15 protein-coding genes are annotated in these 21,412 nt (G+C 64.8%); 3 read left to right on the top strand and 12 right to left on the bottom strand.

Features of this window, described 5'->3' with window-relative positions:
- Positions 1–93: 93 nt before the first annotated feature.
- The 8 genes from PAN31108_RS04880 to PAN31108_RS04845 form a co-directional block, all read right to left on the bottom strand.
- The gene (locus PAN31108_RS04880; protein ID WP_150667735.1) at positions 94–1,497 is read right to left on the bottom strand and encodes a hypothetical protein; all 1,404 of its coding nucleotides are present in this window, start codon (positions 1,495–1,497) and stop codon (positions 94–96) included.
- 233 nt (positions 1,498–1,730) lie between these two features.
- On the bottom strand, positions 1,731–3,230 hold the full coding sequence (locus tag PAN31108_RS04875; RefSeq protein WP_150667734.1) for a M81 family metallopeptidase: 1,500 nt from the start codon (positions 3,228–3,230) through the stop codon (positions 1,731–1,733).
- Positions 3,227–4,489 carry a Zn-dependent hydrolase gene (locus PAN31108_RS04870; protein ID WP_150667733.1) on the bottom strand — a complete coding sequence of 421 codons (1,263 nt, stop codon included), beginning with the start codon at positions 4,487–4,489 and terminating at the stop codon, positions 3,227–3,229. The genes PAN31108_RS04875 and PAN31108_RS04870 overlap by 4 nt, the downstream gene beginning before the upstream one ends.
- A 43-nt stretch (positions 4,490–4,532) precedes the next feature.
- Positions 4,533–5,234: an ABC transporter ATP-binding protein gene (locus tag PAN31108_RS04865; protein ID WP_150667732.1), complete on the bottom strand. Its 702-nt coding sequence runs from the start codon at positions 5,232–5,234 to the stop codon at positions 4,533–4,535.
- Complete coding sequence (locus PAN31108_RS04860; protein WP_150667731.1) at positions 5,231–5,998, bottom strand: ABC transporter ATP-binding protein; 768 nt, start codon at positions 5,996–5,998, stop codon at positions 5,231–5,233. The genes PAN31108_RS04865 and PAN31108_RS04860 overlap by 4 nt, the downstream gene beginning before the upstream one ends.
- Positions 5,995–7,002 (bottom strand): branched-chain amino acid ABC transporter permease, encoded by a 1,008-nt coding sequence (locus PAN31108_RS04855; protein ID WP_246183795.1) that lies wholly within the window; start codon positions 7,000–7,002, stop codon positions 5,995–5,997. Before PAN31108_RS04855 ends, PAN31108_RS04860 begins: the two co-directional genes overlap by 4 nt.
- Positions 7,002–7,859 carry a branched-chain amino acid ABC transporter permease gene (locus PAN31108_RS04850; RefSeq protein WP_150667730.1) on the bottom strand — a complete coding sequence of 286 codons (858 nt, stop codon included), beginning with the start codon at positions 7,857–7,859 and terminating at the stop codon, positions 7,002–7,004. Before PAN31108_RS04850 ends, PAN31108_RS04855 begins: the two co-directional genes overlap by 1 nt.
- A gap of 266 nt (positions 7,860–8,125) precedes the next feature.
- Positions 8,126–9,331 carry an ABC transporter substrate-binding protein gene (locus PAN31108_RS04845; RefSeq protein WP_150667729.1) on the bottom strand — a complete coding sequence of 402 codons (1,206 nt, stop codon included), beginning with the start codon at positions 9,329–9,331 and terminating at the stop codon, positions 8,126–8,128.
- A 340-nt stretch (positions 9,332–9,671) separates the two neighbouring features.
- Here PAN31108_RS04845 and PAN31108_RS04840 point away from each other — a divergent pair, with 340 nt between their 5' ends.
- On the top strand, positions 9,672–10,664 hold the full coding sequence (locus PAN31108_RS04840) for a FadR/GntR family transcriptional regulator (RefSeq protein ID WP_246183777.1): 993 nt from the start codon (positions 9,672–9,674) through the stop codon (positions 10,662–10,664).
- Between the two features lie 41 nt (positions 10,665–10,705).
- Here the strand turns inward: PAN31108_RS04840 and PAN31108_RS04835 are convergent, their stop codons facing one another.
- The 4 genes from PAN31108_RS04835 to PAN31108_RS04820 form a co-directional block, all read right to left on the bottom strand.
- Positions 10,706–11,788 carry an agmatine deiminase family protein gene (locus PAN31108_RS04835; protein WP_150667728.1) on the bottom strand — a complete coding sequence of 361 codons (1,083 nt, stop codon included), beginning with the start codon at positions 11,786–11,788 and terminating at the stop codon, positions 10,706–10,708.
- A gap of 63 nt (positions 11,789–11,851) precedes the next feature.
- Positions 11,852–12,445, bottom strand: a complete 594-nt coding sequence (locus tag PAN31108_RS04830; protein ID WP_150667727.1) for a molybdopterin-dependent oxidoreductase — start codon at positions 12,443–12,445, stop codon at positions 11,852–11,854.
- A gap of 171 nt (positions 12,446–12,616) precedes the next feature.
- Entirely contained in the window at positions 12,617–16,375 is a 3,759-nt protein-coding gene (locus tag PAN31108_RS04825) for an AfsR/SARP family transcriptional regulator (protein WP_150667726.1), read from the bottom strand.
- Between the two features lie 293 nt (positions 16,376–16,668).
- Positions 16,669–17,625 (bottom strand): aliphatic sulfonate ABC transporter substrate-binding protein, encoded by a 957-nt coding sequence (locus PAN31108_RS04820; protein WP_150667874.1) that lies wholly within the window; start codon positions 17,623–17,625, stop codon positions 16,669–16,671.
- 738 nt (positions 17,626–18,363) lie between these two features.
- Here PAN31108_RS04820 and PAN31108_RS04815 point away from each other — a divergent pair.
- Complete coding sequence (locus PAN31108_RS04815; protein ID WP_150667725.1) at positions 18,364–20,598, top strand: TonB-dependent receptor; 2,235 nt, start codon at positions 18,364–18,366, stop codon at positions 20,596–20,598.
- 78 nt (positions 20,599–20,676) lie between these two features.
- On the top strand, positions 20,677–21,363 hold the full coding sequence (locus tag PAN31108_RS04810) for a Fe2+-dependent dioxygenase (RefSeq protein ID WP_150667724.1): 687 nt from the start codon (positions 20,677–20,679) through the stop codon (positions 21,361–21,363).
- Positions 21,364–21,412: the final 49 nt, after the last annotated feature.

The following is a 21,412-nucleotide window of genomic DNA, read 5'->3' as shown; positions in this document are numbered from 1 at the left end:
CGCACCCGCCCCCCCAACACTAGTGCCCCCGCCCCCGCGATTGCGGATTGCTCGCGCACACTCTCAGCGTTGTGACGCTCCCTTATTGCGGAATTATTGCGGAATGTCCGTGGGATCCATCGGCACCGGCGACAAGGCGCGCGGGCCCGCCAGCGCAAACGATTGCCATGCCGGGTCGTATTGAAATACGTTACCGACCCCAGCCGTCAAGTTGACTCTTACGATTGGCATGAACCGCCCGGTCGTCGTCATGTAGTCGCGCTGCACGAACTGTGCGCCACCCATATCGTTGTCGATGAAGAAGAAGGCCTCGATACCGATCTGAAGCGGAACGTCCTGCGGCCACAAAGCGAGGATGGCCTCGTTCCACGGATAGGGATAGTTGGGCGACAGGTAGGGTCTGACGTCGATACTTAGCTGAAAGGCTTCGGGATCGACGCCGAAGCGGCAAAGCCCGCGTGCTCTGAATGTCGCCACGCTGTTCACGCCGGCAGCGACGCATGATTGAAGCCGTGCGCATCGATCCGGCACAGATGTGCCCGCGTCTTGCGCATAGATGCATCGCATTACCATCGGCCGCTGCACCGGGACCGCGAACTCGTTCATGATGATGCCCGCGTCGTTCGCGTGCCAGTACAACCTATCGACACGTGCATCGGCCCGGACGTATGAGAACGGGACGCCCTGCGCGGCGACCGATCCCGGGCTGGGATTCCATGACTTGAATGTCTGCCCCCAACCCGTAACGCGAATGATCACGCCACTACAAAAATATGCCGAGCGCCCGTCCGGACAGACTCTGCGCGTATCCGCATAACGTGCATTGAGGTTCGAGACGGTCGTGTATCCGTAGTCGAGTTGATCGCGTTCGTCGTAACCGAATACGGTAGCGCCTTGCGGCCCGAAAACGACGCGCAGAATCGGCAGCCATTGGCGCGTGCGGTTGAAGTAGGTACGTTGATACGCCAACGCCGTGGATAGCTGCCCGCCATTGCCCACGTCATAGAAGATGGCTTGCGCGGCGACGTTACCGGGCGTTGCCGGATTCCACGGAATGATGCCGACGGTGTTGGGCTGACCCGGGCAGTCGTTGCACGGCGGTCCACCGACGGACCCCGGCGGCGGACATCCGCAGAGCAAGTCGTACGGCCGTCCGTTTCCGGCTGCCGTCGGTCGATCTTCGAGGATGAAGCCGGCGGAGTAGCCTAGACGTGAGGTCTCGATATCGCGTCGTACGTAATCGACGCGCGCTGATCCCGAAGCCGTTTCGGCAGGCGTGAGCGCGAACAGATCGCCGTCGACAGTCGGCGGCACGCGCATGAGCACACCGGAGCATTCCTGTACGGCGCTGTTGACGAAGCACTTCGCGGGTGTCTTTTGATAACGCTGATTGACGAGGTATGCGACATCCGAACCGCTCAACGCCCACGCGGCGAACGCATGAACGAGCAGCCATACGGCCAGGAGATAAGGAAAGACTCTGAAGGCGCGCTGCATCGGTCGCTCCAATGAACAACGTCCTGTGAGTGCTTGCGGAACGACGGCATGCACTTAGGACGGTTGTGGTAGCTTAGGACGCAACGTCGAGCGCATCACCTGACAACGTTGACAGGGTGACACGGCGATTCGTGAACGGCTAACGACGCCCGGGACTGAATGCTCTACGAACAACGAACAACGAACAACGAACGGCGGGCGACCCTGCCGTCGCCCCGTTCGCTCGTCACCGCTTACCCGCCGAACCTGACCTCGCTATCCAACGGATATACCGGACGGTTCACGCGTGAGAACGGGAACAGCGCATAGTTCGAACTCGTCACGCCGTCGCTGTCGCACTCGACCAGCCCCGCCGAGATCGGCACGAAGACCGGGCGGCAGTACATGCGCGATTTGAGCAGCAGGAAGCGCTCGCTGCGGGGATCGAGCCCCACGCACGTGAACACGCCGTGATCCCATGGCTCATGCGTGCGCTCAGTCACGACGATGCGCGCCGGGCCGATGTCGAACAGCACGGTGCGTCCCATGTAGCAACGCTGACCCGTGTACGTCGGCCCCGTCACGACATACTCGCCGTCACTGATCTTACGCACGATGCCTGTCAGCACCGGCGGCGTCTTGGTAATACCCAGTTGCGTGAGCGCACGCTTGTTGCCCACCGCCAGCGTGACCTCTGCGCCCTCGCCCGCGGCGATCAACGTCGCCACGGCTTCCGGGTCGCACAGCGGGCCGACGCCGATGCCCGTCAGTCCGCCCGCCAGCGCGGCCTCCAGCACGTCCATCGTGTCGCACGTGCCGCCCGACATGCAGTTGTCGCTGTGGTCGAGCAGCAGCACCGGCTTGTCGGCACCCTCGGCCAATTGCTTCGCCTCGGCAATCGACGCGGCCAGCGGCGCACTGCGATAAACGAAACCGTCGCGCTCTTCCCACGCCTGCGCAGCGATACGATCCGCCACGGCTTGCGCACGCGCGACACCCTCCGCACCGTCTTCCGCCGTCACCACGACGCTGATGCACGGCGCCGGAATGTCCGCGAGCGAGAAGCCGGAGAACACCGACACCGCTGCCACACCCTCCTCGGCTTCGGCCTTTCGCGCGGCGTCCAGCGCGCGCTTCATCGCACCGCCGTGGCTCGTGCTGCGCAGTGAATGCACCATCAACGGCGGTTGCTGCCACACGACCGTCGGGCGACGTTTGCCCGCCAGCATCTCGAACAGCAGACGCCCGGCATGCTCGCCCGTCTCATACATATCGACGTGCGGATACGTCTTGAAGCCGACCACGATGTCGGCGTTGCGCACAATCTTGCGCGTAACGTTCGCATGCAGGTCGAGCGCCACGGCAATCGGCGTGTCGGGCGCGGCGGCGCGCACACGTTCGAGCAGATCGCCCTCCCCGTCGTCGCTGTTCTCGGCGACCATCGCGCCGTGCAGGTCGAGCAGGATCGCGTCGACGCCACTCGCAGCGGCCACGATGCGACGACACAGTTCGTCATAGGCGCTCGCCGCCACGGGCCCGCTGGGGTTCGCGCCCGCCGATACCGGCGTGACCATCTGTGCGCCCGCCGCCTCGGCCAGATCGATGAACGCGGCCATCGCCGTGCGCATGCCCTTGTTGTCGCGATAGGCGTCGGCGTCGTACGTCGGCCCGTGATTGCCGAAGGCGTCGAGCGGCGTGGGCACCGGCGAGAACGTGTTCGTCTCGTGGTTCATGCGCGCAATCATCACCTTCATGCGGCACCTCCCGCGCGTTGCAGCATCGCTTGCAGCAGCACGTTGCATCCGGCTTCGAGATGCGCCGGATCGGCGTCTTCGATTTCGTTGTGGCTGATGCCGTCCTTGCACGGCACGAAGATCATCGCCGTCGGTGCGACACGCGCGAGATACACCGCATCGTGTCCCGCGCCGCTGATCGCATCCATCGACGAATAGCCCAGCGTCTGCGCGCCGGTGCGTATCGCGTCGACCAGTTCCGGCGCGAACGGTTGCGGCGGGAAATACACGACCTGTTCGATGGCCACGTCGATGCCTTGCGTACGCAGGGCCGCGCACTCGGCGTGCAGCTCGGTATTCAGGGCGTCGAGCGTGGCGTCATCTGCCGCGCGAAGATCGACGGAAAGCTTCACGCGCCCCGGAATGACGTTGCGCGAGTTCGGATAGTTGTCGACCCAGCCGACCGTGCCGCGCGCGTGCGGCGCATGCGCGCATGCGATGCGATTGACGGCCTGAATCAACCGGGCTGCGGCGAGCAGCGCGTCACGACGCAATTCCATCGGCGTGGGGCCGGCGTGCGCTTCCATGCCGGTGAGGGTCACGTCGTACCAGCGCTGGCCGAGGGCGCCCTGCACCACGCCGATCGTCTTGTCGTGCGCTTCCAGCACCGGGCCTTGTTCGATGTGCGCTTCGAAGTACGCGCCGACTGCCCCGGGCTGGCCCACGGCAGACGCCGACCCCGCGTACCCGATGCTGCGGAGCGCTTCGGCGACGCTCACACCGTCATGGTCCTTCTGGGCGAGCGCGTGGTCGAGCGAGAAAGCCCCCGCGTAGACCCCGGAGCCCATCATCACCGGCACGAAGCGCGAGCCCTCCTCGTTGGTCCAGACCGCGACTTCGAGCGGAGCCTGCGTCACGATGTGGTTGTCGTTGAGCGTGCGCAACACCTCCAGCCCGGCGAGTACGCCGTAGTTGCCGTCGAACTTGCCGCCGGTCGGCTGCGTGTCGATGTGGCTGCCGGTCATCACGGGCGGCAGCGTATCGTTGCGCCCCGCGCGGCGCGCGAAGATGTTGCCGATGGCGTCGATGCGCACCGTGCAGCCGATCTCCTTCGCCCACGCGACGAACAGGTCGCGGCCCTGCCGGTCGAGATCCGTCAGCGCCAGACGGCACACGCCGCCTTTTTGCGTTGCGCCGATCCGCGCGAGTTGCATTAGGCTGCCCCAGAGGCGCGCACCGTCGATGCGCACTGCGGCAGCCGGTTGGTCGAGACGTTCCATGTTCTACTGATCCTTGAGAGTTGCGCCTTACGTCGCTTACGCCCTACGCCACGCCCACGCCGAGATAACGGTCCTTGACGACCTCGTCGGCGAGAAACGCAGCGTTGTCCGCGCCGTACACGATCACGCCCTGCTCGACGATGTAATGCCGGTCGGCAAGCTGCGTGCAGACTTCCAGATTCTGTTCGACGAGCAGGATCGCCACACCCGCCTGTTTGATGAGCTTCAACTGCGCCACGATCTCTTCGACGATCACCGGCGCCAGCCCTTCGACCGGTTCGTCGAGCATGAGCAGGCGCGGGTGGTTCATCAGCGCGCGCCCGATGGCGAGCATTTGCTGTTCGCCGCCGGACAGTTGCGCCCCGCCGTTCTTGCGCCGCTCCTGCAAGCGCGGAAAGATGCGGTAGATGTCGGCCAGTTGCCACGGCGAATCGCGTCGCGCGCCGAGCTTCAGGTTCTCCTCGACCGTGAGGAGCTTGAAGATGCCGCGATGCTCCGGCACGAAGCACACGCCGCGTGCCGCAATGCGGTGTGCGGGCTGCCCGGCCACCGGCTTGCCCATGAACGTGATGCTGCCCGCCCTGGGGGCGACCACGCCCGCAATGGTCTTGAGCGTGGTGGACTTGCCCGCGCCGTTACGGCCCAGCAACGTGACGAGTTCGCCGTCGCCGATATCGAGCGACACCCCTTGCAGGATATGACTCTTGCCGTAATAGCTGTGAATGCCCGCAACGTCGAGGATCATGCGCGGCCTCCGGTGATCATGTTGCCGAGATAAGCGGCGCGCACGCGGTCGTCGGCGCGAATGGCGTCCGGTTTGCCTTCGACGAGCACGCGACCCTGTTGCATGACGGTGATCGTGTCGGAGATGTCCATCACGATATTCATGTTGTGCTCGATCAGCACGACGGTGTGGTCGTCGCGCAGACCCCGGATGAGTTGCTTCATGTCGTCGAGATCGTCGATACCCATGCCGGACGTGGGTTCGTCCAGAAAGATTGCCTTGGGACGTGCCGCGAGCGCCATGCCGACTTCGAGGCGACGCTGCTGGCCATGCGAGAGCGAGCCGGCGGCAGTCTCGGCGTGACGCGTGAGCGCGAGTCGTGTGAGCACGTCGTCGACGACGGCAGCGCACGCACGCGGGCCGTCCGCCTTGCGCCAGCACGAGAGGGCGTGGCGTGGCGTGACGCCGAGCGCTGCCAGCCGCAGGTTCTCCCGTACCGACAGGTTCTGGAACAGCGCCGTCACCTGAAACGAACGGGCGATGCCACGCTGCACGCGGCGATGGTCCGCTTCGGTAGTGACGTCGTGGCCGTCGAACACGATGCGTCCACCCGAGACCGGCACGGTGCCCGTGAGCATGTGAAACAGCGTTGTCTTGCCCGCCCCGTTCGGACCGATGACGGAATGCACCGTGCGTGGCGCGACACGCAGGTCCACCCCGTGCAGCGCCGTGAACTTGCCGTAACGTTTGACGATGCCCGAGGCTTCGATAAGCGCGTCGCTCATGTCGGGTCTCCTTGCGTACGCTGTGAACGCTGTGTATCCGGTTTGCCGTCGGCCGCACGGGGTTTGCCGCTAACGCGCTGCCACAGCGATTCGCCCACCCCCCATAGCCCGCGATGCATGAACAGACTCACCGCGATGAGCAGCAGCCCGAGCAACAGCAGCCAGCGCGGCCAGAGCGTCGAGAGCCAGTCGGCGGCGAGCACATAGAACGCCGCCCCCAGGACCGATGCGAAAAGATTGCCCGTGCCGCCGATCACCGTCATCACGAGGATCATCTCGCTCGTGTGGTACTCGATGTTCGACAGCGGCGCGATGCCCGTCATCAAGGCGTGCAGGGCGCCGGCAAGCGCCGTGACCGCGCCGGAGATGGCGAACGCGACGAGCTTGAACGTCTTGACGTGATAGCCGATGGCCGCCGCGCGCGTTTCGTTGTCGCGAATGGCGAGCAGCGTGCGTCCGAACACCGAGTCCGCCACGCGCAGCAACCACGCGAAGACGATCAGGAAGATGACCGCCACGAAGGTGTAGTACTGCCAGGGCGTGTCCAGCGGGATCAGTGTCTTGCCGCCGATGGCCAGCGACTTGCGCGGAATGTCGAGCAGACCGTTGTCGCCGCCGGTCCAGTCGGTGGCCGTGTACGCGAGAAAGTAGAACATCTGCGCGCAGGCGAGCGTGAGCATCACGAAGTAGGTGCCTTTCTGCCGGATCGCAAAGCTGCCGACGATGGCCGCGATGGCCGCGCCGAGCACGATCGACGCGACGATGGCGGCCGGCATGGGCAGCGACCCGCGTGTGAGCAGAATGCCGAGCGTGTAGCTGCCCAGACCGAAGAAGATCCCCTGCCCGAACGACAGCAGACCGGTGTAGCCGAGCAGCAGATTGCAACCGAGCGCCGCGAGCGCATAGATCAGCACTTCGGTGGCGAGCGTGCCCGACGAGAGTGTGGCCGGCAGCATCAGTGTGACGGCGGCGGCGAGCAGCCAAAAACGGTAACGTACCAGCATCATCCCCTCCCGAGCAGGCCGTGCGGACGCATGAGGAGCACCGCCGCCATCGCCACGTAAATCATCAGTCGTGCGCCTTCCGGCCAGATCGTGCTCATCAGACTCTGCACGATGCCGATCACGAGACCGCCCACGAGCGCCCCGGCGAAGCTGCCCATGCCGCCGATGACCACGACGACGAACGCAATGCCCAGTGCTTCGATGCCCATGAACGGTTCGACGCCGCGCACAGGCGCCGCCAGCACGCCGGCAAGCGCTGCCGTGCCCGCGCCCAGTGCGAACGCGAAACTGAACACACGGAACACGTTGATGCCGAGCAACGACACCATCTCCGACGATTCGCTGCCGGCGCGCACCGCACTGCCAAGCCGCGTGCCTTCGAGCAGCCACCACAGCACGGCGGCGAAGACCGCCGTAAAGCCGATGAGAAAGAGCCGGTATTTCGGATAGATGAAGCTGCCCCACATCACCACGCCGTCGAGCGCTTCCGGCACCGCGACGTTATCGCCCAGTGGTCCCCAGACGATGATGACGAGTTCCTGCACGACGAGAGCGAGACCGACCGTCACGAGGATGTGGAACTCGTGCGCCTTCTCGTAAATGTGCGAGAGCAGGGTTTTTTCCGCGATCCATGCGAGCGCGCCGACGACGATCGGGCACACGATGAGCGCAAGCCAGAAAGACATGCCCCATTGCAACGCCTGATAGCAGAAGTACGCGCCGAGAAGATAGAAGGCGCCGTGCGCGAAGTTCACGAAGCGCAGCAGGCCGAAGATGATCGATAAGCCGACGGCGAGCAGGAAGTACAACATCCCGATCCCTACGCCGTTGATGATTTGCAGCAAATAGACGTTCATGCGCGTGCCGGAGAGCTTGGGTGCAGACGTGGAACACCTTGCGCCGCCCGGCGGTCGCCGAGCGGCACGGACGACACCTGCGGGGACCACGATACGGGTCCCCCCAGGCGGCAGACTTCGGATACCGTCGCCGGGCGATCTGCGGCGCGCACGGGTGAGCGTTGCGCCGCGTCATGACCCGCTGCCCCGCTTACTGCCCCGTGTATGACCCCGTGTGTGGGCTGTGATGACGCAGGACCGGTGACGACGACGGTATTGGCGCGCCGTCAGGCCATCTTGCACTCGGTCTTGTCGAGTGGCAGGAACGACTTTCCGGCGCTCACGATATCGGCGTAGTCGTCGGCATTCTTCATCTTCGCCTTCGCCTTGCCCTTGAGCAGATAGTAGTTCTTGAGCACCTGGTGATCGCCCTTGCGAATCTCTTCCGGTCCGGTCAGGCCGTCGTATTTCATGCCTTCCATCGCCGCGATGACCGCCTTCGGATCCGCGCTGCCCGCCTTGACCATACCGTCGAGCATGAGCTTGGTGCAGATGTAGGAGCCGGCGAGGCTGTAGTTCGGGTTCTGCTTGAAGCGGTCCTGCGTGCGCTTGACCAGATCGAGGTTCAGCGGCGAAGCCACCGCGTGCCAGTACTGCGCGCCGAAGTACACGCCGTCGCACAGGTCGGCGCCGAGTGTCTCGAATTGCTCCAGACCCGAGGCCCACGCCATCAGGATCGTGCAATTCTTCTTCATGCCGAAGCTCACCGCCTGACGCAGCGTGTCGGACGATTGCGAGCCGAAGTTCAGGATCAGCAGCACGTCCGGTTTCGCGGCGGCGGCGTTCGTGAGATAGCCCGAGAATTCCTTTTCCGTGAGCGAGTGATAGCTGTTGCCCACGTGCTCGATGCCCTTTTCCTTGAAGATGTTCTTCGCGGCGGTGAGCAGCCCTTCGCCGAATACGTATTGCGGCGTGATGGTGTACCAGCGTTTGGCTTTAGGCATCGATTCGATCAGCGGACGCACCGTCTGCTCGATCGCGCCGAAGGTCGGCACGGACCAGCGGAACGTGGCCGGATTGCAGTCCTTGCCCGTGATTTCGTCGGCGCCGGCCGTGGTGATGAAGATGCCGCCGGCCTTCTCCGCTTCCTTGCCCATCGCAAGCGCCTCGGACGACAGAATGCCGCCGGCGAAGAAGCGTGCCCCCTTTTGCTGCGCGATTTCCTGCACGCGGCGAATCGCCGTGGCCGGCTTGCCTTCGGTGTCGAGCGTGGTGTAGGCGAGCGGGCGGCCGAGTACCTTGCCATACTGCTCGACGATGAGTTTCATGCCGAGATCGGCGAACTTGCCGTTGGCGGCGAACGGCCCCGACATGGGCACCGGACAGGCCAGCTGAATAGCCCCGGAGCCTTGCGCGAACGCGTCGCGAGCGGTGAATAGGGAGCCAGGCAGAGACGCCGCGGCGGCGAGCTTCAACAGTTCACGACGATTCAATTGGATCTCCATGCAGGGGAGCAATCGTTCATGGGGTGCAAACGTCCACGCGTCACACGATGAGCGGTCATTGACCTGAAGAAGCGATCCGAGGCAGTGACCTTACAGCAGCGACTTGCAACGTCCGGGGCCTTATTCCTATCCGTCATATTTATTATGATAAATAGGATGGATTTGATCGTAGGTATAATGCTTTTTCGTGTCAATCGGAAAAAATTCCGAGCGGGCTCGTCCCGCACTTCGTTGTGAAATCGTTGTGACATCGTTGTATTACGCGGGTTTACGCGCACTTCGACGCACTTCGCGCGATACACGTCCGAACCGACTTCTGAGGCGCCACATGGCATTGGATGCGCAAACGGTGCGAGAGCCGTTGGAAATCAAACAACAAAAGCGTGGCGATCTGGTTGCCGAAGCCATCAAACGCCTGATCACGGAAGGCAACCTGTTGCCCGGCGATCGGCTGCCGCGCGAAGTCGAGTTGCAGCAGATGTTCGGCGTGTCCAAGAGCACGATTCGCGAAGCGCTCAAGTCGCTCGAAGTGCAGGGGCTCATCAAGGTGAGCACCGGGCCGTCCGGTGGTGGCATGGTCGTGGAGGTGCCGCTTGAGCGCACGTTCCAGCTCATGCAGAACTATCTTTTCTTCAAGGAAGTCAGCATCGACGACATCTATACGGTGCGTCAGTTGCTGGAGCCGGAACTCGCCGCCGGTGCGGTGCCGCATCTGACCGAGGCGGACTTCGCTGCGCTCGAGAACAACATGTCGTGTTGCACACCGGCGTCGCACGATCGTCGCGAACTGCTGCGCCAGCGGCAGGCCGACGTCGACTTTCACGACATTCTGGCGGCAGCCAATCCCAACAGCTTTCTGCGCTTCACTTGCGAACTCGTCAACGAGATGATTCGTCAACTGATCGTGTTCGGCAATGAGACACCGCGTCGCGAACACGAGAAGTTCGGCACGGCCAACGTCAACATTCATCGCCAGATCACCGACGCCGCGCGTGCGGGCGACGCCGAACGCGTGCGCGAGCTCATGCACTTTCACATGAAAGAGGCGCGCACCTACATCAAGCGCATGAACGGGAAATTGCGCGGCCGGCTGATTCTCGATTCGGATATCGCCGACATGCAGCAGCGCGTGCGCTCGCAACTCGGTGCGAATGCTGCGCCGGGTCCGCGTAAGAAGGTCGCCGCGAAGGTCGCCGCGAAGGTTGCATCGAAGGTCGCAGCGAAGGCGCCCGTCAAGGCGAAGGCAACGCCGCCCGCTGGTGAGGCCGGTGGGGCAAAACGGTCTGTCGCGCCTCGCAAACGACGTGTCGCGCCGGACTGATCCCGTCTCTCAGACTCTCATCGACGCCCCCGTCCAGTGACTCAGGGCAACACGGCCGCGGGCTGTTGCTGCGTGCAGCAGTGAATGCCGCCGCCGCGTCGCGCAATCGCGCGCAGCGGCAACTGCACGACGCGTCGATCGGCAAACGCCTGCTGCACGATATCGCGCGCGTGCGCGTCGGCTACCGCGTCGCCGAACGACGCCATCACCACACCGCCGTTCGGCAAATAGAAGTTCACGTACTCGGGCGCGAAGTCGGCATCGTTGGCGAGGTCGGCGGGCAGGGCGTCGAAGTCGGGCGCACGTAGCAGGCCGATGTCGAAGTGCCGCCCTCTGGCGTCGCGTGCGAGCAGCAGGGCGCGCAGATTCTCGCGCGCTTCGCGCGCCCACGCGTGATCGCCGTCCGCGCCCGTGGCGAGCAATACGCCGGGCCGCACGACGCAGGCGATGCCGTCGACATGCCCGTCGGTGATCGTATCGAGCGCCGATCCCGGCAGCCAGACCACGTGCGTCACGCCGAGCCAATGATGGAAGACCGCTTCCGCTTCACGACGGGTGAGTCCCGGATTCCGGTTCTCGTTGAGGATCGACGTCTCCGTCACGATCAGCGTGCCTGCGCCGTCGACGAGCAACGATCCGCCTTCGGCCACGATGGGGGCCTTCGAATGACCCATGGGCCTGTTGGCGCCGATCGCCCGTGCGACACGTTCGGCGACTCTCGCATCGGCGCCGATGGCCTGAAGCGCGGGCTTCCCCCATCCGTTGAAGTTCCAGCACAGCGCGTGCGACGTGAGCGCGTCGTCGAGCAGAAATGTCGGCGCGGTGTCGCGCATCCAGTGATCGTCGACCGGCATGGGGTGCAGCGTGGCGTTGGCGGGCAGGGCGCTGCGCGCCTCGTCGACGTAGCCGGGATCGACGGCGACGTGAAGCGGCTCGAACCGGGCGACGGCGTGTGCCACGTGAGCCAGTTCCATGAGCACGTTCGTGCGTCGGGTTCCGTCGATCACGGTGTTGCCCGGCCATGCCATCCAGCAGGCCGCATGGGGGTGCCACTCCGGCGGCATGCGCCAGTGGCCGATGGCGGTTGTGCTTGTCGCGAGGGGCTTTTGAGAAGGTGCCGTCATGAGTCGCGCTACCGTGTGAAAAATGCCGCCAGTGTAGGCGGCGCACGGCAGTCGCGGATGGCGTCAGCGCGCGGGCGGTTCCGCCAGATGGACGGTAAGCCGCTTGAGTGCACGCACCTGACGCAGCGCCACCCTCAGATCCCATGTCGAAATTAGGCCGATGCCTCCCTCTTCGTCGCTCAGCGGCTGTGCGTCGCGCTCGTAGACGATCAGCGCACCGACGCCGATCGGGGTGTTGTACAACTCGTGCCACGAGAACATGACGGTGTAGCCGTCCGCCCCCTGCGCCAACACATACGCGCGCGTGAAATCGCGCGCCTGCGGCAGTCGCCACTGCACGACGTCGAGCAGCGCCGTGAGCCGCACGCCCTTGTAATCGCTTGCGCCTCGCACCTTGCGTCCGGACAGGCAGACGACGTCCAGCGGTCCGGTCAGTTGCGTCGGCAAACGCATGAGGGCGCAAAGGTCGAAGGAATGCCGGCGTTTGACGGCACCGGACACGACGACCTCGCGCGACGTGAGCGGTAGCGGTGCCGACGACGTGGCCGGGCCGCCGCGGGTGAACGGCGCATCGTCGGCGGTGGGAGCGACCGTGAGCGCGGTGGTGAGGGCGGTGGTGAGGTGTGCGTTCTGCGCACGCCGTGGAGCGATGGGCATGGTGGGTTCGGTGTGTCGGCCTGGGGGTGCCGGTCGCCTCAATATAGCGGCCGGCCTCCATGCGGACATACGAAGTGCCTGATAGCGGCTATTCACGCGTCCTGAGACGGTTTTGCCCATGCGCGGGTCGCAGGACCTGCCGGGCTTACGGCAAGCCTGCATGCGTTGCGTCTAGCTGCCGTAGCGCGCCGTACGGGTGTTGCGGGCGGCCACCTCGGCCAGCGTGGCGCGCGCTTCCTGAACGTCTGCGAGCGTTTCGCCGCCTTGCAGGGCGTCGAGGGCGTCGCGCAGTAGCGACATGCATTCGGCGTCGCTCAGGCTGTCCGGTGTGTTGCCGCCGCCCAGACGCAACAGGCTGTGCGCGGCGCGCAGCGTGAGCATCGGCGACGCCTGCGCACGCGCGACCTGCAAGGCGTGTTCGAGCCATGGACGCACGGCGTCGTCGGGATGATGGCCTGCGCGCAGGAAGTCTCCCTTCTGGCGCAGAAACTCGGCCTGCCAGTGACCGTCGTTGCGACGCGCAGACAAATGCGCGCCGCGCTCCGCCGCGTGCAGCCCCAGGGCAATGTCGCCCGTGCCCGCGCAGGCTTCGACGAGCAGGCCGAAGAACATGCCTTCGACCCCGCCCATGATTTCGCTCAGACGACCGACGCTGTCGGTGATGCGCTCGAGCCCGTTCACGTCGCCGCGCGAGGCGAGCGCCCAGCCGCGAATCGTCTGCCCCGCGAGCGCCCACAGCGCCACGCCGGTCTCCGAAGCGACTTCGGTGGCCTCGCTCGCCAGCGCCTCGGCCGGCGCGACTTCGCGACGCAGGCGCCGCAACATCGCTGCGAACACCAGGGCGAAGGCGAAGGAGTAGCGGCGGCCTTGCTGGCGTCCCATCGCGAGTGCTTCTTCGCTGGCGGCGAGCGAAGCGTCGTGGCGTCCCGTGAACCAGTACGCCCAGGACAGGAACGACAGGCCGGTGATGCGGGCGTCTTCGCCCAGGCCCGTGTCCGCCCGTTCGGGACGATAGTGGGCGAGGCCGCGCTCGAGCGCCGCGATGGCGCCGCCGAAGTCGCCGTGACAGCACAGGCTGTTGCCCAGCGCGTAATACGCATGCGCGAGCAGAGGCGACGAGCCTGCCTGTTCCGCAATGAGGATGAGCTTGCGCGCGAGATCGATGCTGCGCTCGAAGTCACTCCACGAGCTGGAGCCGAGCCACAGTCCCCAATAGACCGGGAAGAGGGTGATGTCGTCACCCATCGGCTGCGCGAGCGCCAGCGCCGTCTCGAAGTTGTGACGCGCGGGTTCCGACCCGTAGCCGTGCAGCGAGACGAGCGGCACGCCCATCGCCATGCGCAGTTGCAACTCGCGCGGCGCGGTCTGGGCGCTGGTGCCGGTCTGGCGCAGCACGTCGAGCGCGCTCTGATAATGCGCGCATGCTTCGCGGAACGCCTGACGCCCGGTCGCGTACTGGCCTGCGAGGCGATAGTGCTCGATGGCGGCGTCCGGTTCGTCTGCCTGGCGGAAGTGCCATGCGAGCACTTCGGGTTCGGTCTGTAGCGATTCGTGATCGCGCATCGCCAGCGCGATGCGGCGATGCGCGTCCTGTCGGCGCTCTTGCGGTTGGGCGTCGTAAGCGGCTTTGTGCAGCAACGCGTGACGGAAGACGTAGCGGCCGAGGTCCTGACGTTGTACGAGGGCGCAAGCGACGAGCGTATCGAGCGCCCGCTCCACCAGCGCCATCGAACGGCCGCTTGCGGCGGCGAGCAGCTCGGCATGGAATTCGTGGCCGAGACACGACGCGAAGTGCGCGACCGGCTTGGCACTGCCCGCCGCGTCGATGCGCGCCATCATCAGTTCCTGAAGACTCGCGGGCATCGGCATGGCCGATACCACATTGCGAGCGCCTTGCTGCGCGGCGGTGGCGCGCGCTAACTCCTGAAGGAACAGCGGCACGCCTTCCGCCAGATGCACGATGCGCTCGCGCATGGCCGCCGGCAGCGCGACGCGCGGCGTGGCCGCCCGCACGATGGACGCCGCAGCGCCCGCGTCGAGCGGAGCGAGATCGATGCGCCGCATCCCTACGGTGTGACGCCACGGCAATTCGAATTCGGGGCGCGCACCCACGATCAGAAGGCGTCCGCCGGGCGCGTTCTCCGCCATCACCGCAAGCAATTCCTGCGTGGACGGATCGGCCCAGTGGGCGTCGTCGAGCACGATGACGCCGCCGTCCGGCAACAGCGACGCGAGCAATGTCGGCGCTTCGTTGAGGACGGCCTGCTTCCAGGCATGCGGCATATTGCCGTCGGCGTGCATATCGAACAGCGCGTGCAGGCGACGATGGGCGAGCCGGGCGGGTTGCGGAAGCTGCGCGGCCTCCGCCATCGATTGCGAACGCAGCCAGCGCGCGATCGGGTGAAACGGCGTGCCGGCGCCGTCCTGCGCGCAGGCAAGATCGATGGAGCGCAGTCCGCGCGCCTCGACGAAGTGACGCACCAGCGCCGTCTTGCCGATGCCGGCCTCGCCGATCACGAGGGCGAGCACGCCGTGACCGGTGCTGGCGTCGCGCATCGCCGCATGCGCGGCGGCGAGTTCGGCGAGGGCGGCGTCGCGTCCGAAGAGCATGGCCGCACGACGGCGCGAACGGCGCTCCGGCGTGGGATCGGGGTTGACGCGAAACACCGGGATCTCGCGATTGCCGTGACGCTCGCGCACGCTGCCGTGCGCTGTGGTCGCGATGGCAACGCCGATCAGGCGCTGCGTCGCATCGCAGATCACGACCTCGCCGGGCAGCGCCATGTCGGCGAGTTGCGTGGCGGAGCGCGAAACACGTCCGCCGGTGTCGGGACTGTCGTCTGCCGCGGAACTGATGACGAGTCCGGTGTGAACGCCTACACCGATGCCCACCCGTACGGTGCTCGCCTGCACGCAGCGCATGGCCGCCTCGACGGCGTGGCGGCCCGCGCCTTCCAGGGCGGTCGGATACCCGAAGTAGCCCAGCAGACCGCCGGTCGGCGTGCGCAGCGTGTAGCCCCACGACTGGCGCAGGATCGTCTCGCACTGCACGAGGGGCGGGCGCATCATCGCGACGAGCTGATCCGGATCGTCCACGCCGGTCGGTGCGAACTCGACGGCGACGACCGTGAGCTGACGACGCTCCGGACCGGTGGCGCGTTGCTCGATGCGAGCGGGCGGCGTCTCCAGCAATTGCGTGAGCGCCTCGCCGGGCAACTCGCCGAGTTCTTCGTGAAGGATGTCGCACAGCCGCCGGTACTCGGTTTCGGCGTCGTCGCGGCGTCCGGCGCGCAACAGCAGGGCGATCAGGCAATGCCAGCCGGCTTCGTCGAACGGGGCGAGCGCCACGAGCTGACGCGCGTGCGCGAGAGCCTGATCGAGGTCGCCGAGCCGTGCATAACCGTCGGCTAGCAAACGCTCGCCGAAAACACGGCGGCGCTGATATTCGTCGCGCTGCAACTCGATCCATTGTTCGAGATCGGGCGTGTCGCGCACGGACAGACCGTGGAGGAACGGACCTTGATACAGTGCCACGGCATCGGCCAGATGTTGCAGATGCGCGGCGAGATCGAGACCGGTGACGGCATCGAGCGTGCGGCTGGCCTGCTCGATCATGCTGGCGAACACGTGTGCGTCGATCCAGAGACCGGTCTCGGGGCGCAGTCGCACGACCTGACGGTCGGATTCGAAGAGTTCGTCGCCGAGGGTGTCGCGCAGGTGGAACAGCATGCGCTTGAGTTTGTCGCGGCCGCCCTGGCCGTCTTCGTCGGGCCAGAACAGGTCGGCCAGCGCGCCGCGCGTGTGATAGCCCGGCTGCAGGGCGAGATAGGCGAGCAGGCCGCGCGCTTTCGTGTACTTCACGGCGCAGGCCTGTTTGCCTTGTTCGACCCGCATCGGTCCGAGCAGGTAGAGCGATCTGGTGGCTTGCATTGTCCCTGGACGGCGAATAAGCAACACCGGCGAGCCTCGTGGGCGTTCGCCGGTGCTGCGAATTTCATGATGTCATCGCGTCAGATCGACGCGTCCGAAGCGCACGCCGGGCAGTCGATGCTGCCATCGGGGTCGGACTGCGGCCAAGCTGGCGCGACGCCAAGGCCGTTCCGGGGGGGCTCCGGCCGAATGCTTCAGGTATTACAGACGGAAGTATAAACAGGAGTATGAAATCCGTCGGCAATACCTTTAAAAAACATTCGTGATGACCCGCAGGGAAAGCGGTTGCGACGTCAGGCGGGCGCCTGCCAGATCGTTGCATCGGCCGCGTCGACGCGTTTGGGCAGCAACCCCGCTTGCGTGAAGACGTCGGCGATGCGTTGCTGTTCGGCGATGGCGTCGCGCACGACCGGTTGCACATCGTAGCTGCGTCGCTTGTTGGCGGCTTCGACGGTGGCGGCGTCCAGCCCCCATACCGGCGCGAGCTGCGCGGCGGCGTCGCGCGGGTTGGTGCGCACCCACTGACCGGTCTCGCGCAGCACGCGATAGACCTCACGCAGCACGGCGTCGTGATCGCGTGCGAAGGCGGGCGTGGCGAGGTAGTAGCGCTGGTAGCCCGCGAGGCCCCGAGCCGTGGTGAGCGTGCGCACCTTGTCCTGACGCTCCACGCTCGCCACGAACGGATCCCACGTCACCCAGGCGTCGACGTTACCGCTTGCGAAGGCGGCGCGCCCGTCGGCCGGCGTGAGATACGCGGGCTGCACGTCGTTGATTCGCAGCCCGACACTTTGCAACGCGGCGATGAGCAAATAGTGCACGCCGGCGCCCTTCGTCACGGCGATGCGTTTGCCCTTGAGATCCGCGAGCGTTTTGATGGGTGAATTCTGCGGCAACAGAATCGCCTCGGCGTCCGGCGACGGTGTCTCGCGTGCGACGTAGGCGATGCGCGCACCGGCGGCCTGCGCGAACACCGGTACCGTGTCGGCGACGTCTGCCGAGAAGTCGATGCTGCCCACGTTGAGCGCTTCCAGCAACGGCAGCCCACTCGTGAACTCGTGCCACGTGAGCGTGACGTTGTGCGGGGCGAGCGCTTGCGCGAGTGTGCCGCGCGCCTTGGCAAGCACGATCAATGTCGACGACTTCTGATATCCGATGCGCAGCGTGAGCGGCGCACCCGCCGCGCGGACGTCGCCGCTATGTGTCAATGCACCCGCCACGCCGAGCAGATTGAGCGCGCCGCCGGCGAGCATGGCGGCGCCGGTGTGCCGGAGGAAGTGGCGACGGTCAGGATATTGGGGATCGGCATCGACCGGGGCGCTCTGCTGAGCGGACGAGATGGAGTCGGGCTGGCGGGTCATGAGCGAAGCGAAGAAGCGGCGAGGGCCGAAGGGGTTCGAAAAGTCAGCGAAAGCGACGGGCCATGCGAGGCAAGGAAAGGCAAGGAAAGGCAAGGAAAGGGCGCACGGCGCCCGGACGCTATCCCGCCTTGTATCGCGATGTCCTGTCGTGACGCCAATAAGCGATTCGACTTTGCTTAGCGTCATCGCCGGCATATCCATATGCTGCGCGCCTTACTGCCCTCGCACCGTCCAACGCCGCCCTCGCAACCCTCCCGACGCTGGTCACTGCGCCAAATATCGCCAGACGAAACCAACATAAGGTGCAGAAAGTTGCCAATTCGGCCGGAAGTTCCCCGGCCGCAACGCCTCTTTTATTAGGGTAAACCCTTGTATGACGACGCGCGATTCCGTCAATAGCGATTCCATGTCGGCAAAGTAATTCGAATGCTTTCATTGCCTTACCGACAATCCGCCCTGTTTTGGTGCCTAAGTATTACGGCGTATTACAGAAAGTCTTGAGAATTCATCGGTTTAGCGCCACACCGGCATCTTGTAATGCAAATCATTCTTATTTATATTCGCGCCCCGGATCGTCTCCTGTGCATTTCTGCATATTCCGCTCACTTAGTTAAGACGCACCTGAACATCATGATGCAACGCAAGCCGCTGGCTCTCGCAATGATGGCGCTGTTCGCCGCGCCGATCGCCGTCACTTATGCCTCGCCCGCAATGGCGCAGAGCGCCGCTCCGAACGCCACGACCGCGCCGACCGCGGCGGCTGCCGTACCGTCGACGCCAGCCGCCGCGCTGCCGCAGACGGATGTCTCCGGTGCATCGATTCGTGAGGAATATCAGCGCGACGTGTCGAGCGTCGGCGGCAAGGTGCCTACGGCGATTCGCGACATCCCGCAATCGGTCACGGTCATCGACAAAGCGGTCATGCAGGCACAGGGCGCCACGTCGTTCTCCGACGCGCTGCGCAACTCGCCGGCGATCACGCTCGGCGGGGCCGAAGGCGGTCAGATCGGCAACAACATCAACCTGCGTGGTTTCTCGGCACGTACCGATATTTATCTCGACGGCTTCCGCGATCGCGGCCAGTATTATCGCGACACGTTCTATCTCGACGCCATCGAGGTGCTCGAAGGCCCGTCGTCGATGCTCTTCGGTCGCGGCTCGACGGGCGGCGTGATCAATCAGGTGAGCAAGCAGGCCAACCTCAAGCCGCTCAACGAAGTCTCCGGCACCATCGGCACGAACGACCGGTATCGCGGCTCGTTCGACTTCAATCGTCCGCTCTCGGATACCGCGGCCTTCCGCATCAACGGCTTCGCGCAGGACATCCACACCACGCGCGACGTGATGTACAACAAGGACTGGGGTGTCGCGCCGACGCTCAAGCTCGGCATCGGCACGCCCACGGAAATCACGCTTTCCGCGCTGATCGAACACAACCGCGACATGCCGGACTACGGCATCGTCGGCTACAACGGCAATCCGCTGCCCGTCTCGAAAAACCAGTTCTACGGCCTGACGACCGATCGCACGGTGCAGGACGTGATGAGCTTCTCGGCCAAGGTCAAGCACAAGGTCGACGACAGCCTGACGATCACGAACCAGACGCAATACAGCCGGTACGTCATCGACGCCATCGAGACATCGGCACACGCGGTCGGTATCTCCAACGGCAGAGGCGGCTTCACGGCGCTGCCGGTCGCGCCCACGGCAGGCATTCCGTCGTATTCGCTCGACCAGTTGTTCGTACAACTGCAAAGTCACGACCGTCAGATCACCGACACGGCGTTGTTCAATCAGACCGATGTCGTGAAAAAGTTCGATACCGGGCCGTTCAAGCACACGCTGATCGCCGGGGCAGAACTCGGGCGCGACACGTACGAGAACCAGACATATCTGCGCACGGGCGCGGGCCAGTCGCAGAGCTTCCTCGGCTGGATTCCCGCCAACAGTACGGCGTACTACTCGAATCTGCCGAACGTCACGACCTCCACCGGCAACTTCGCGAAAGGCTCGGCAGAGACGGTGGCGTTCTATGCGAACGACACGCTCGAACTCAATAAGCAATGGAAGGTCGTGGGCGGGCTGCGCTGGGATCGCTACAAGGCGCAGATCTCGAACACCGTCAGTTCGCCGGGATATGCCACGCAGACGGTCAACTACACGAGCGTGCGCACGGGCGTGATTTATCAGCCGACCGAGGCGCAGTCGTATTACTTCTCGTATGGCACGTCGTTCAATCCTTCGCTCGAAGCGTTGACCGTCACGAACAACACACAGGCGTTGGCGCCGGAGACGAACAAGTCGTTCGAAGTCGGCAGCAAGTGGAATCTGTTCGACGACAACCTCTCGATCAACACCGCCCTGTTCCAGGTGACCAAGAACAATGCACGGACGCAGACCGGCACGTCGGGCGACTATTCGAACCAGGGCAAGGTCCGCATTCGCGGTGCGGAAGTGAGCGCCACGGGGCACATCACGTCGAACTGGCAGGTGATGGGCGGCTACATGTTCCTGAACTCGCAGGTCTTGCAGGCGAACGACGGCACGCAGGGCAACGTGCTCGCGAACACGCCGCGCCACTCGCTCACGCTGTGGTCGACGTACACGCTGGGGCATTGGGAAGTGGGCGGCGGGATGAACTACATGTCGATGCGTTACGCAGCCAACACGAACCTGATTCGTGTGGGCGGCTACACGCGCTGGGACGCAACCGTGGCGTATCATCAGCCCAAGTACGACATCCGTTTCAACCTGCTCAACGTCTTCAACAAGACATATTGGGACGGGCTGATTCAGTCGGACGGCGGTCGCGCCACGCCGGGGATCGGACGCACGGCATTGCTTACGGGCACCTACCGCTTCTGATACCGGCGCCGACACTGCCGTCGATACTGTTTCCGACACGGTTTGTGTCGCCGCCCTGATCCCGAAGGACATCCACCGATGCTGCTCCGTATACCTAACGTGCTCACCGCCGAACAAGTGCGCTGGGTTCGCACGACACTCGACAACGCCGGGGACGCCTGGGTCGACGGACTGGCGACGGCGGGCTATCAGGGCGCGCCCGTCAAGCAGAATCAGCAAATCGACGAGCGCTCGAGCGTGGCCCGGGAGTTGGGCGACGTGATCCTCGGCGCGCTGGAGCGCAATCCGCTGTTCATCAGCGCCGCGTTGCCGAACAAGGTCTATGCGCCGATGTTCAACCGCTACGGCGCAGGCATGCACTTCGGCAACCATGTGGACGGGGCGATCCGTCTGCAACCGGGCAGCGGCATGCGCATTCGTACGGACATCTCGGCGACGCTGTTTCTCGCGTCTCCCGAGGAGTACGACGGCGGTGAACTTGTGATCGAAGACCAGTACGGCGCGCATCAGGTGAAGCTGACGGCGGGTGACATGGTGGTGTATCCGGCGACGAGTCTGCACCGGGTCAATCCGATCACGCGCGGCGTACGCGTCGGGTGCTTTTTCTGGGTGCAGAGCCTCGTGCGTGACGACACGCAGCGCACGTTGCTCTTCGACATGGACAACGCGATCCAGCGACTGAATTCGACCGACGCCGACGAGACCGCACGCCGCACGCTCGTGGGCTGCTATCACAACCTGCTGCGCGTCTGGAGCGAGACCTGAACGAAAAAACGCCCGGCCCCGGCTAACGGGACGGGCGTTGCACGGCAGC

Origin of the sequence: Pandoraea anhela (genome assembly GCF_902459655.1) — a bacterium.
GTDB lineage: Bacteria > Pseudomonadota > Gammaproteobacteria > Burkholderiales > Burkholderiaceae > Pandoraea > Pandoraea anhela.
This window is presented reverse-complemented; position numbering and strand designations above follow the sequence as displayed.

Coding starts and splice junctions, on each gene's coding strand:
- PAN31108_RS04830 (WP_150667727.1), bottom strand. CDS start 12,445: ATGCCCATCGCTCCACGGCGTGCGCAGAACGCACACCTCACCACCGCC.
- PAN31108_RS04820 (WP_150667874.1), bottom strand. CDS start 17,625: ATGCTCGCCGGCGGCGCGCTCAATCTGCTCGGCGTGGCGGGTGCATTG.
- PAN31108_RS04840 (WP_246183777.1), top strand. CDS start 9,672: ATGGCATTGGATGCGCAAACGGTGCGAGAGCCGTTGGAAATCAAACAA.
- PAN31108_RS04835 (WP_150667728.1), bottom strand. CDS start 11,788: ATGACGGCACCTTCTCAAAAGCCCCTCGCGACAAGCACAACCGCCATC.
- PAN31108_RS04875 (WP_150667734.1), bottom strand. CDS start 3,230: ATGAAGGTGATGATTGCGCGCATGAACCACGAGACGAACACGTTCTCG.
- PAN31108_RS04865 (WP_150667732.1), bottom strand. CDS start 5,234: ATGATCCTCGACGTTGCGGGCATTCACAGCTATTACGGCAAGAGTCAT.
- PAN31108_RS04870 (WP_150667733.1), bottom strand. CDS start 4,489: ATGGAACGTCTCGACCAACCGGCTGCCGCAGTGCGCATCGACGGTGCG.
- PAN31108_RS04880 (WP_150667735.1), bottom strand. CDS start 1,497: ATGCAGCGCGCCTTCAGAGTCTTTCCTTATCTCCTGGCCGTATGGCTG.
- PAN31108_RS04860 (WP_150667731.1), bottom strand. CDS start 5,998: ATGAGCGACGCGCTTATCGAAGCCTCGGGCATCGTCAAACGTTACGGC.
- PAN31108_RS04850 (WP_150667730.1), bottom strand. CDS start 7,859: ATGAACGTCTATTTGCTGCAAATCATCAACGGCGTAGGGATCGGGATG.
- PAN31108_RS04825 (WP_150667726.1), bottom strand. CDS start 16,375: ATGCAAGCCACCAGATCGCTCTACCTGCTCGGACCGATGCGGGTCGAA.
- PAN31108_RS04810 (WP_150667724.1), top strand. CDS start 20,677: ATGCTGCTCCGTATACCTAACGTGCTCACCGCCGAACAAGTGCGCTGG.
- PAN31108_RS04855 (WP_246183795.1), bottom strand. CDS start 7,002: ATGCTGGTACGTTACCGTTTTTGGCTGCTCGCCGCCGCCGTCACACTG.
- PAN31108_RS04815 (WP_150667725.1), top strand. CDS start 18,364: ATGATGCAACGCAAGCCGCTGGCTCTCGCAATGATGGCGCTGTTCGCC.